The sequence below is a fragment of the Sporichthya sp. genome, assembly GCF_013815995.1.
Lineage (GTDB): Bacteria > Actinomycetota > Actinomycetes > Sporichthyales > Sporichthyaceae > Sporichthya.
This window is the reverse complement of record NZ_JACDFE010000158.1, coordinates 1-11,097: the sequence shown is the minus strand read 5'-3', so window position 1 is coordinate 11,097 and position 11,097 is coordinate 1. Positions and strand designations below refer to the sequence as shown.

General features: G+C 69.6%; 10 protein-coding genes and 1 pseudogene. 7 read left to right on the top strand and 4 right to left on the bottom strand.

The genetic code is table 11. From position 1 onward, the window contains the following. Positions 1-140: 140 nt before the first annotated feature. Positions 141-1,205: a hypothetical protein gene (locus H0X00_RS16600; protein ID WP_293772964.1), complete on the bottom strand. Its 1,065-nt coding sequence runs from the start codon at positions 1,203-1,205 to the stop codon at positions 141-143. Positions 1,206-1,427: 222 nt separating this feature from the next. Here H0X00_RS16600 and H0X00_RS16595 point away from each other — a divergent pair, with 222 nt between their 5' ends. After that, complete coding sequence (locus H0X00_RS16595; protein WP_293772963.1) at positions 1,428-1,718, top strand: hypothetical protein; 291 nt, start codon at positions 1,428-1,430, stop codon at positions 1,716-1,718. 3 nt (positions 1,719-1,721) lie between these two features. Next, entirely contained in the window at positions 1,722-2,702 is a 981-nt protein-coding gene (locus tag H0X00_RS16590) for a lipase family protein (protein ID WP_293772962.1), read from the top strand. A 98-nt stretch (positions 2,703-2,800) separates the two neighbouring features. Here the strand turns inward: H0X00_RS16590 and H0X00_RS16585 are convergent, their stop codons facing one another. The 3 genes from H0X00_RS16585 to H0X00_RS16575 form a co-directional block, all read right to left on the bottom strand. Continuing rightward, positions 2,801-3,565 (bottom strand): enoyl-CoA hydratase family protein, encoded by a 765-nt coding sequence (locus H0X00_RS16585; protein ID WP_293772961.1) that lies wholly within the window; start codon positions 3,563-3,565, stop codon positions 2,801-2,803. A 72-nt stretch (positions 3,566-3,637) separates the two neighbouring features. Beyond that, positions 3,638-5,848 carry a 3-hydroxyacyl-CoA dehydrogenase NAD-binding domain-containing protein gene (locus H0X00_RS16580; protein WP_293772960.1) on the bottom strand — a complete coding sequence of 737 codons (2,211 nt, stop codon included), beginning with the start codon at positions 5,846-5,848 and terminating at the stop codon, positions 3,638-3,640. 36 nt (positions 5,849-5,884) lie between these two features. Further along, the gene (locus H0X00_RS16575; RefSeq protein ID WP_293772959.1) at positions 5,885-7,111 is read right to left on the bottom strand and encodes an acetyl-CoA C-acetyltransferase; all 1,227 of its coding nucleotides are present in this window, start codon (positions 7,109-7,111) and stop codon (positions 5,885-5,887) included. Between the two features lie 138 nt (positions 7,112-7,249). Here H0X00_RS16575 and serS point away from each other — a divergent pair, with 138 nt between their 5' ends. The 5 genes and pseudogenes from serS to H0X00_RS16550 all read left to right on the top strand — a co-directional run. Continuing rightward, positions 7,250-8,548: a serine--tRNA ligase gene (gene serS, locus H0X00_RS16570; RefSeq protein WP_293772957.1), complete on the top strand. Its 1,299-nt coding sequence runs from the start codon at positions 7,250-7,252 to the stop codon at positions 8,546-8,548. Next, positions 8,545-9,387 carry a PPK2 family polyphosphate kinase gene (locus H0X00_RS16565; protein WP_293772956.1) on the top strand — a complete coding sequence of 281 codons (843 nt, stop codon included), beginning with the start codon at positions 8,545-8,547 and terminating at the stop codon, positions 9,385-9,387. Before serS ends, H0X00_RS16565 begins: the two co-directional genes overlap by 4 nt. Positions 9,388-9,425: 38 nt before the next feature. Further along, positions 9,426-9,785 (top strand): DUF427 domain-containing protein, encoded by a 360-nt coding sequence (locus H0X00_RS16560; RefSeq protein ID WP_293772954.1) that lies wholly within the window; start codon positions 9,426-9,428, stop codon positions 9,783-9,785. 54 nt (positions 9,786-9,839) lie between these two features. Next, complete coding sequence (locus H0X00_RS16555; protein WP_293772953.1) at positions 9,840-10,772, top strand: TIGR03564 family F420-dependent LLM class oxidoreductase; 933 nt, start codon at positions 9,840-9,842, stop codon at positions 10,770-10,772. A gap of 5 nt (positions 10,773-10,777) precedes the next feature. Continuing rightward, positions 10,778-11,097, top strand: a pseudogene (locus H0X00_RS16550) (argininosuccinate lyase); the annotation flags it as partial.

Genomic DNA, 11,097 nt, shown 5'->3' with positions numbered 1-11,097 from the left:
CTCATGCATGAGCGAGTGGTCGATTTTTTGGCGTCGCGGGGCCCGAAATCGACCGCTGGGTCATGGAAGAGGCACCACTGGGGCGTGGAGGACGGACGTGCCGACCATGTCGGCCTCACCGGCTCGACGACGACGGCGCATCAACCGGAGCGGCGCCCGCGCCCCCGCTCGAGGGCCCGCGCGAAGCCGTCATTGATGACTCTCGCGAGCAGGTGTGGGTTGTTGGCCTCCCGCCAACCCCAGCGGACGATCTCAGCACCGGTCGAGAGCAGCTTCTGATGCCGGTCCTTCTCGGCTCGGATCGCTCGGACGGTCGACAGCCGGTCCGACTTCACGGACTTCTCCGTGCCGTCGGCCTCGCCAAACACGTCGACGGGCAGGTGATCCCACAGGCAATCGACCAGATAGCCCTCGTCGTCGACGATCACTGCCTGCTGGACCTTGGGCAACCGGATGCCGGCCGCGCGCATGGACACCAGCGACACCGATTCCAGGACCGACTGCGTCCACGGGTTGGCGAAGCTCAGCGCCAGTCGCGCGGCCTCGATACCGGGCCGATGCTCAGACGCAGCGACGATCGCGTCCAGGTCCTCCACGCTCACGAGTTGCTTTCGAAGCGCCGACTCCGACACCACCACGGCGTCGGCGAAGGGCATCGCGGCCGCCAGATCCAGCAGGGTGCGCGCGGTCGAGGTCACGGGAACGCCGTGTCGCATCACCACATGGCCGGGCGGCAGCGGCGCCGAGCGGAGAAAGTAGTCATTCTTGTGGGTGCCGGAGACGTCGAGGTCGTCCGTGCAGACGATCAGCGATGACGGCGGCGGGTGGAGGAACTGGAGGCCGAAGATCTGCGCGGCCGAGGTTCCCGCGGCGGCGAGGTTCGTGCGGTGCATCGCGAGCAGCAGCGCCTTGATGTCCTGGGCGTGGAGCGTCTCCTTGTCTGCGGCGGCCGCCTCTCGATCCACCGCGGTGACAAACACACCCCGCCGTAGGACCAGGATGCGCCGGCGCCTCACCGCGGTGCGCAGCGACGCATCGGTGAAGCCGAACCCATAGGCGCGGTCGCGACGGAACGGTCCAGTTCCCAGCGGGACGGAGGGCGTGGGCACCGCGTGAGGGTGCCATGACCGGCTTCGGCCGAGGCCTGGGTTATCCACAGCCTCACGTTTTCGGCCCACCGCCGCGGCGGGCCACCGGTCGCTCATGCATGAGCGAGCGGCGCGACTTGCATGACTGGCTGGTCGAAATCGGGGCCGATTCGACCCGGAAATCGACCATTGGCTCATGCATGACCGAGTGGTGGGGCTCTCGGTCAGCGAAACCTACCCAGAGTCGGAAAAAATTGGCGGAAGGCCTTGCTCTGGCGATGGGGCGGGCTTAGCGTTCGGGGAAGGCACCAAAGTGGACACGCGTGGAGGCCGGTTCAGATGGCGACGAGTGCAAACCTGCAGGCTGGACGGGGATGGGCACGGCGGGCACGGGCCGCGGTGGGGGCCGCGGTCGCGACGGCGGCGCTCGCGGCGCTGCCGGTGCTGACCGTCTCCGGGCCTGCCGACGCGGCCGCGCCCGACGACGGGTCGGGTTTTCCGGTGAATCCGGCGGCGGACGCGTTTTATACCGGGCCCGCCTCCCTCAAGGGCGTCGCGCCAGGGGCGATCCTGCGCAGCCGGCCCGTCACGATCCGCGGACTGGGCCTCCCCATGCCGGTCCGGGCCTGACAGGTGCTGTACCGCTCGACCGACACGCAGGGGCGGCCCAATGCCGTCTCCGGCACCGTCGGCGTCCTGGACGACGGCCGCCCGCTGGCCGGTCGTCCGCTGGTCGCCTACAACGTCGGCTCGCACGGGCTGGGCCCGGACTGCGCGCCCTCCTACCTGCTGCGCCAGGGGGCGGACTTCGAGGAACCGATGATGGCCGGCGCGCTGGCGCGCGGCTGGGCCGTCGTGATCAGTGACTACGAGGGCTCAGGCACGCCGGGTCCGCACACCTACGGCTCGGGTCTGGCCACCGGGCGGGCAGTCCTTGACGGCGCCCGCGCCGCGCAGCGGCTGCCCGAACTCGGCCTGACCGCGAAGTCACCGGTCGCGCTGTGGGGCTACTCCGAGGGCGGGCTGGCCACGGCGTGGGCGGCCGAACTCGCTCCGAAGTACGCGCCCGAGCTGAACATCGTCGGTGCTGCGGCGGGCGGCGTGCCGGCCAGTCTCGGCAACGTCGCACGCAAGATCGACGGCGGTCCGCTGTCCGGCTTCGTGCTCGCCGCTGCGGTCGGGCTGGACCGGGCGTACCCGGAGATGCGGCTGCACGAGCTGCTGAACGAGTCCGGGCAGATCGCCGCCGAAGCGGTAGAGTCGATGTGCCAGTACGAGTGGACGATGGCCTTCGCCAACAAGCACATGGCCGACTTCACCACCGTGGCCGACCCGCTGAACCTGCCGAGGATCCGCGCGATCCTCGACGAGAACACCCTGGGCACCCGTAACCCCGGCGTCCCGCTCTACGTCTACGAGTCAGCCCAGGACGAGTTCATGCCCCTGGAGGACGTCCGCGCGCTGGTCCGCACCTGCTGCGGCTACAACCTGCCGGTGTCGTACTACGAGGACAGCTTCAGCGAGCACATCTCGCTGGCCGGCCAGGGCGCCCCGGCCGCGATCGCCTGGCTCGGTGACCGCTTCGCCGGCACCGCGGCGGCGTCAAATTGCTGACAGTCCGCTCTCTTGCATGACTGGATGGTCGAAATCGAGGCCAGATCGACCTCGAAATCGACCATTCACTCATGCATGAGCGAATGGTGGGGGTGGGGTCAGGTCTGCCACCGGGGCTTGCGCTTCTCGAGGAAGGCGTTCATGCCCTCCTGCGCTTCCTCGGAGGCGAAGAGGCCGGCGGAGAGCTTGGCGATCGCCTCGCCCTTGTCATCGATCAGGTCGGCCATGTCGCGGCCGAGCAGCTTCTTGGTCTCGGCCAGGCCCTGCGGGGAAGCGAGCAACAATTCGGCGATGACGGAGTCGACGGCGGCGTCGAGGTCGGCGGCCGGGACGGCCTGCGAGATCAGGCCCGCGGCCGCGGCCGCAGCGGCGGAGAACGTCTCACCGGACAGGCACCAGCGGTGCGCGACCCGGGGGTCCATGCGGGGCAGCGTGGTCAGCGAGATGATCGCCGGCGCGACGCCGATGCGGGCCTCGGTGAAGGCGAAGGTCACGCTGTCGTTGGAGATCACGACGTCGGAAGCCCCGACGATGCCGAGGCCACCGGCGCGCACCGGCCCGTCCAGGCGCACCACGACGGGCTTGGGCAGCGTCACGATCTGCTTGAGGATCTTGAGCAGCAGGCCGGAGGTGTTCTCCAGTCCGACGACGACGGCTTCCTTGAGGTCCATCCCCGCGCTGAACACCGGGCCGTTGTGGGTCAGCTTGACCACGCGCGCCGAGTCATCGGCCTCGACCGCGTCGAGTGCGTCGCTGAAGGCGGTGAGCATCGCCACCGACAGCGCGTTGCGGTTGGACGGCGAGTTCAGCGTCACGGTGGCGACACCGCCGTGGGTGCTGACCAAGACCAGGGGCTCGCTCAAGACAGTTCCTTCCAGACATGACTGTGGCCCCGCCCGAAGTCGGAGCCACAGTCTCTCAGTGCGTGAAGTGCGTCAGCCGTCGAGGCGGACCTTGCCGTCCTTGGACGCCTCGACCAGCGAAGTCGGCGGGGTGAAGCGCACGCCGTAGTTCACGGTCAGCTCGTCGGCGCGGGCGACGAACGCAGCGGGGCCGACCTCGCCGGCCGCGTTCGTGTAGCCCTTGATGTACTGCACGACGCCGCCGGTCCACGGCGGGAAGCCAATGCCCATGATCGAGCCGATATTGGCCTCGGACTCCGAGCGCAGCACGCCCTCGTCGAAGCAGCGCATCGTCTCGATGGACTCGATGAACAGCATCCGCTCCTGCAGTTCGAGGATCCCGGCCGAGCCGATCACCGGCTCGAGCCCGGTGCCGAAGTGCTCGCGCAGGCCCGGCCACAGGCCGGCCTTCTCGCCGTTCTCGTACTCGTAGAAGCCCTTGCCGGCCGCCCGCGAGGGACGGTGGTAGTCGTCGATCATCCGGTCGACGACGCCGTCGGCCGGGTGCCCCTGGCCGCCGAGCACGGTGTTGTCCTTGTTCGCCTCGCGGATCTTGCGCATCAGCGTCAGGGTGAGCTCGTCCGAGAGCGCAAGGGCTCCGACGGGGTAGCCGGCCTGGAGACACGCCTGCTCGATCGACTGCGGGTCCACGCCCTCGCCGACCATCGCCAGGCACTCGTTGATGTAGGTGCCGATGACGCGGCTGGTGAAGAAGCCGGGGGAGTCGTTGACGACGATCGGCGTCTTCTTGATCTGCTTGGCCAGGTCGAGCGCCTTGGCCAGCGTGGCGTCCGAGGTCTGCGCGCCGGCGATGATCTCCAGCAGTGGCATCTTGTCCACCGGGGAGAAGAAGTGCAGGCCGATGAAGTCCTCGGGCCGGCTGACGCCCTTCGCCAGGGCGGTGATCGGCAGGCTGGAGGTGTTGGAGCCGAGCAAGGCGTCGGGGGTGAGGTGGCCCTCGATCTCACCGAAGACCTTGTGCTTGAGCTCGACGCTCTCGAAGACGGCCTCGATGACCAGGTCCGCGCCGGCCACGTCCGCGGCGTCGCCGGTCGGGGTGATCCGGGCCAGGAACGCGGCGGCGTCGTCCTGACTCAGCTTGCCGCGGGAGACCTGCTTGCCGACCAGCTTGGCCGAGTACGCCTTGCCCTTCTCGGCGGCGTCCAGGGTGACGTCCTTGAGCACGACCTCGATGCCGGCCTGCGCGCAGACGTACGCGATGCCGGCGCCCATCATCCCGGCGCCGAGGACGGCGACCTTCTTGGCCTTGTACGCGTCGTAGCCCTTCGGTCGGGCGCCGCCGGAGTTCACGTACTGCATGTCGAAGAAGAACGCGGTGATCATGTTCTTCGCGACCTGACCGGTCGCGATGTCGATGAAGTACTGCGTCTCGATCGCGAGCGCCGTGTCGAGGTCGACCTGCGCACCCTCGATGGCCGCGGCCATGATGTTGCGTGGCGCGGGCATCGGAGCGCCCTTGAGCTGCTTGCGCAGGTTGGCCGGGAACGCCGGCAGGTTCGCGGCGAATGCGGGGTTGTTCGGAGCTCCGCCAGGAATCTTGAAACCCTTGACGTCCCAGGGCTGGACGGCCTTCGGGTTCTCCTTGATCCAGGTCTTCGCGTTGGCCAGCATCTCCTCCGGGGTGGCGACGACCTCGTCGACCATGCCCTTCTCGAGGGCCTGCGCCGGCGAGTACCGCTGGCCCTGCAGCAGGACGTTGAGCAGTGCGTCCTGGATGCCGAGCAGGCGCGTGCTCCGGACCACGCCACCGGCGCCCGGGAGCAGGCCCAGGCCCACCTCGGGCAGACCGATCTGGCTGCCGCGCGCGTCGAGGGCGATGCGGCGGTTCATGATCAGGCACATCTCGTAGCCGCCGCCGAGCGCGGCGCCGTTGATGGCGGCGACCTTCGGCACCGGCAGCAGTTCGAGCCGGCGCATGTTCCGCTTCATCGTGTTGACCTCGGCGGTCCACGCGGCCGCACCGTCGGACGAGGCGCCCAGGATCTCGCCCAGATTCCCGCCCGCGAAGAAGGTCTTCTTCGCCGAGGTGAGGACGATGCCGGAGATCGACGCCTTGTCGGCCTTGATCTCGGCCTCGAGCGCATCGGCCAACTGGCCGAGCGAGGTCTGGAACGCCTCGCTCATGGTGTTGGCCGAGCCGGCCGGGTCATCCATCGTCAAGGTGACGATGTTGTCCTCGTCCTTGCTGACCTTGAACGTGCCGATCGTGTCCTGCAGCGTCATGTGACTTGGGTCCTTCTCAGGGGGTCCGGCAGCGGGTCAGATGCGCTCGAGGACGGTGGCAATACCCATGCCGCCGCCGACGCAGAGGGTGGCGACGCCGTAGCGCTGGTCGCGCCGCTCCAGCTCGTCGATGATCGTGCCGACCAGCATCGCACCGGTCGCGCCGAGCGGGTGGCCGAGCGCGATCGCGCCGCCGTTGACGTTGACCTTGTTCTCGATGTCGGTCTGCGAGAGGCCCATGTCCTTGGCGAAGCGCATGACAACCGCGGCGAAGGCTTCGTTCATCTCGAACAGGTCGATCTGATCCACCGTCAGGCCGGCCTTGGCCAGCGCCTTCCTGGTGGCCGGCGCGGGGCCGGTCAGCATGATCGCCGGGTCGGAGCCGCTGACCGCGGTGGCCAGGATCCGCGCCCGCGGGGTCAGGCCGAGGTCACGGCCGACCGCCTCGCTGCCGATCAGCGTGAGAGCGGCACCGTCCACGATGCCGGAGGAGTTACCGGCGTGGTGGACGTGGTCGATCTTCTCGACCCAGTGGTACTTCTGCAGGATGACGGCGTCGAAGCCGCCCATCTCGCCGATCATCTCGAAGCTCGACGGCAGCTGCGCCAGGCCCTCCAGGGTGGAGTCGGCGCGCACGTGCTCGTCGTGGTCGAGGAGCATGACGCCGTTGCGGTCCCGGACCGGGATCAGCGAGCGGTTGAAGTAGCCGCTGGCCTGCGCCTTGGCCGCCCGCTCCTGAGAGAGCAGGGCGTAGCGGTCGACGTCGGTGCGGGAGAAGCCCTCGATCGTCGCGATCATGTCCGCGCCGATGCCCTGCGGGGTGAAGTAGGTCTCGTAGGAGGTCTCCGGGTCCATCGCCCAGGCGCCGCCGTCGCTACCCATCGAAACCCGGGACATCGACTCGACACCGCCGGCGAGGATGAGGTCCTCGAAACCGGAACGCACCCGCTGAGCGGCCTGATTCACGGCCTCCAGGCCGGAGGCGCAGAAGCGGTTGAGCTGCACGCCGGCCACGGTCTCGGGCAGCCCGGCCAGCAGGGCGGCGGTCTTGGCGATGTCCGAGCCCTGGTCGCCGACCGGGGAGACGACGCCGAGGACGAGGTCGTCGATCCGGCTCTCATCCAGGTTCGGGTACCGCTCACGCAGCGCATCGACGAGGCCGACGACCAGCGAGATCGGCTTCACGCCATGCAGCGAACCGGTCTTCTTGCCACGCCCGCGCGGGGTGCGGATTGCGTCGTACACGAACGCTTCGGTGCTCACAGTTGCCTCCGAACGGGTTTGTGACTCGCCAGTAGCTTAGCGGCCCAGAGCACTGAACGGAGCACCGGTCAGCGCTGACTGAATGTGCGGTGCAACACCTGAATGCCCGGCTGCATTTCCGCGCACTAGGTTCGGCGCATGCATGACGCACGCGAACTGATCGGCCTGGGGGACGCGGCGGTCGCCGCACTGGCCCGGCGGGGATTCCGCTTCGACCCCGCCCCGCTGGCCGAGCTTTTGACCGGTCGCAACGCCGCCATCCACTCCGGCGACGAGCTGCGGGCGGAGTCCAAGCGCCTCGCCGGCGAGGTGGGCAAGGCGGCCAAGGCCGGCGGTGACCCCCAACTGGCAGAGGCGCTCAAGGACCAGGCCCGCGCGCTGAAGGACCAGGTCCGCGAGGCCGAGGAGAAGGCCGAGCGCCTCGGGTCCGCCCTGCACGAGGCGATGCTCGACATTCCGAACCTGCCGTCGGAGGCCGTCCCGGACGGGCTGACCGAGGACGACGCGGTCGAGGTCCGCCGGGTCGGCGCGCCGCCGAGCCTGGACGGCCCGCGCGACCACGTCGAGCTCGGCGAGGCGCTCGGCATCCTCGATTTCGCCCGTGCGACCAAGCTCTCCGGCCCCCGGTTCGCGGTCGCCCGCGGGGCCGGCGCGGCCCTCGAACGGGCGATCGCCACGCTCTTCCTCGACCTGCACACCCGCCGGCACGGCTACACCGAGTTCTCCGTCCCGACCCTGGTGACCAGGGAGACGATGACCGGCACCGGGCAGCTGCCCAAGTTCGAGGCCGACCTGTTCGCGACCTCGGCGGGTGACCGGGAGCTGTTCCTGATTCCGACCGCCGAGGTGCCGCTGACCAACCTGCACAGCGGCGAGATCCTCGACGAGGGCGCGCTGCCGCTCGCCTACACCGCGCACACCCCGTGCTACCGCTCCGAGGCCGGCTCCTACGGCCGGGACACCAAGGGGATCCTGCGGCTGCACCAGTTCTCGAAGGTCGAACTGGTCCGGATCTGTACTGCCGAGACCTCGAACGCCGAACTCGAGCTGATGGTCAGTCACGCCGAGGCATGCCTGGTCGAACTCGGGTTGGCCTACCGCCTGGTCAAGCTCGCCGCCGGTGACATCAGCTTCTCCGCTCAGCTCACCTACGACCTCGAGGTGTGGCTGCCCAGCCAGGACAAGTACCGCGAGATCTCGTCCTGCTCGGACTGCGGGCAGTTCCAGGCGCGCCGCGCCGGGATCCGCGTCCGCAATGCCGACAACCAGCGTCATCCCGTCGCGACGTTGAACGGCTCGGGCCTTCCCATCGGGCGCACGATGGCCGCGATCCTGGAGAACTACCAGCAGCCGGACGGATCGGTGGAGATGCCGAAGGCGCTGGTGCCCTATCTCGGGTTCAGCGCGATCGCCGCCGACGGGACCCTGGTTTCGTGACGCTGTCCGAACTGCTGCGGGCGCGGCCCGGCGCGGTCGACCTGGCCGCCATCGACTCCCGGTCCACCCCGGGCTTCGTCGGGGACAAGGCCGCCAGCGAAGCGGCCCTGGACGAGGTGGCGCGTCCGCTCGCCAACCTGCAGGAGCGGTTGTTCGCCGAGGGCTTTTCCGGGGGGTCGCGGTCCCTGCTGCTCGTGCTGCAGGGCATGGACACTTCCGGCAAGGGCGGCGTCCTGCGCGGAGTGGTCGGCCGGGTGGACCCGCAGGGGGTGCGGATCTCCTCGTTCAAGCGGCCCACCGAGGAGGAGCTGGCCCACGACTTCCTCTGGCGGATCCGCAAGCGCCTTCCCGACGCGGGGCTCATCGGCGTCTTCGACCGGTCGCACTACGAGGACGTGCTGATCGTGCGGGTGCACGACATGGTGCCGAAGGAAGCGTGGGAACGCCGGTACGACGCGATCAACGCCTTCGAGGCCGACCTGGCCGCCGCCGGCACGACCGTGCTGAAGGTATTCCTGCACATCTCTGCCGACGACCAGGAGGAGCGGCTGGAGGCTCGGCTGGACGATCCGGCCAAGCACTGGAAGTGGGACTCGGCCGACCTCGACGAGCGCCGGTACTGGAGCGCCTACCAGGAGGCGTACACCGCAGCCTTCGACCTCTGCAATCCGGACACCGCGCCCTGGTACGTCGTCCCCGCCGGGCGCAAGTGGTACCGCAACTGGGCGGTGGCCACGCTGCTGCACGAGGCCCTCGCCGCGATGGGGTCGGCCTGGCCGGACCCGAAACTGGACGTCGCCGCATTGCGGGAGCGGCTGCAGAACGAGAAGCCGGGCTGACCGGAATAGTTCACCCGCTCGCGGTGTAGTGAGCAGGTATGACTGCCGGCCATCGCATCGAGATCGAGGACAGCCCCGCCCACGTGCGGGTCGAGGTCGACGGGGTCACCGTCGCCGAGACCCGGTCGGCGCGGATCCTGCGCGAGACCGGCCTGCCGGCGCGCTGGTACCTGCCCAAGGAGGACGTCGATGCGAGCGTTCTGCGCGAGACCGACTTCGGCTCGCACTGCCCGTTCAAGGGCGACGCGTCTTACTACTCGGTGGAGGTCGGCGCAGCGGTTCGCTCGAATCTGATCTGGACCTACCCCGAGCCGATCCCGGGCGCGGCGGCGATCGCCGGAATGCTCAGTTTCTATCCGGACCGGGCCGCGGTGTTCGTGGACGGCGAGCGGATCTGAGGGATGCTGGCCCCCAACCGGATGGGAAGCCCGAGTGGAAGCTGGTGAGGCGCGGTGCGGATCGGTATGAACGTGGGCGGCGACGTGATCGGAGCGCCGGTCGCGCCGATCCAGATCGCCGCGGACGCCCGCGCGGCGCAGGACGCCGGCTTTCCCGCGGTGTGGGCCACGCACGTCGCGCGCGGCACGGACACCCTGCCCGCCATGGCGGTGGCCGGCGCCCAGACCCGGACCGTCGACCTCGGGATCGCCGTCGTACCGACCTACCCGCGTCACCCGCACGCGCTCGCGCAGGCGGCGGCCACCGTCCAGTCGCTGTGCGGCGGCCGCTTCACCCTGGGGATCGGGGTCTCCCACCGACCGGTGATCGAAGCCGCGCTCGGCCTGGAGTACGCCAGCCCCGCGGCCCACATGCGCGAGTACCTGCAGGTCCTGGGCCCGCTCCTCACCACCGGCGAGGTCAGCCACCACGGCCGGTTCTACAACGTCGAGGCGAGCTTCAACGTCGTCGGCACCTCGCCGGTCTCGGTGGTCGTGGCGGCGCTCGGGCCGAAGATGATCGAGGTCGCCGGGGCGTACTCCGACGGCACCGTGACCTGGATGGCCGGAGCGCGCGGCATCGCGGACATCGCCACCGCGCTGTCCAAGGCCGCAGCTGCGGCCGGACGACCGGCGCCGCGAATCATCGCGGGAATCCCGGTGGCGGTCTGCGACGACGCCCCGGCCGGCCGCGAAGCGGTGCTCTCGACCTTCGCCCGCTACGACACCCTCGCGAACTACCAGGGTCAGTACGAGCGCGAGGGGTCGGCCGGGATCGTCGATCAGGTGGTCTACGGATCCGAGGAGGTCGTGCTCGGTCGGCTGCGGGAATTCCGCGACGCCGGCGCCACCGAGCTCTGGCCGGTCCCGTTCTCCGTCGGTTCCGACGCGGCTGGAAGTATCGCCCGCACCACGGCATTCCTGGCGACGCTGACTCCGGAGATCTGATCCCCTTGGGCAAGTACGCCCCCGAGCTCATCGCGGGCGGCTTCGCGATCGAGATCGCGGACGCCGACCTGCTGCACGCGCCCCTGGACCTCGCCGACCTGGCTCACGTGCTGGTGCTGCTGCGCCAGAAGGTGGTTCCGGCCGAGGTCGGTGCCCGGTTGCTCGACGCGCTGCTGGCCCTGCACGAGACCCCGGTGTCCGAGGTCGGCTACGACCCGGCCCGCGGCGAGATCTACAACTGCCGCGAGGACTGGCTGGCCGCGCGGATCGGCCGCGACGCCGGTTGGCTGCACGCGGGGCGCCCCCGGCGCGAAGCGGTCCGGAT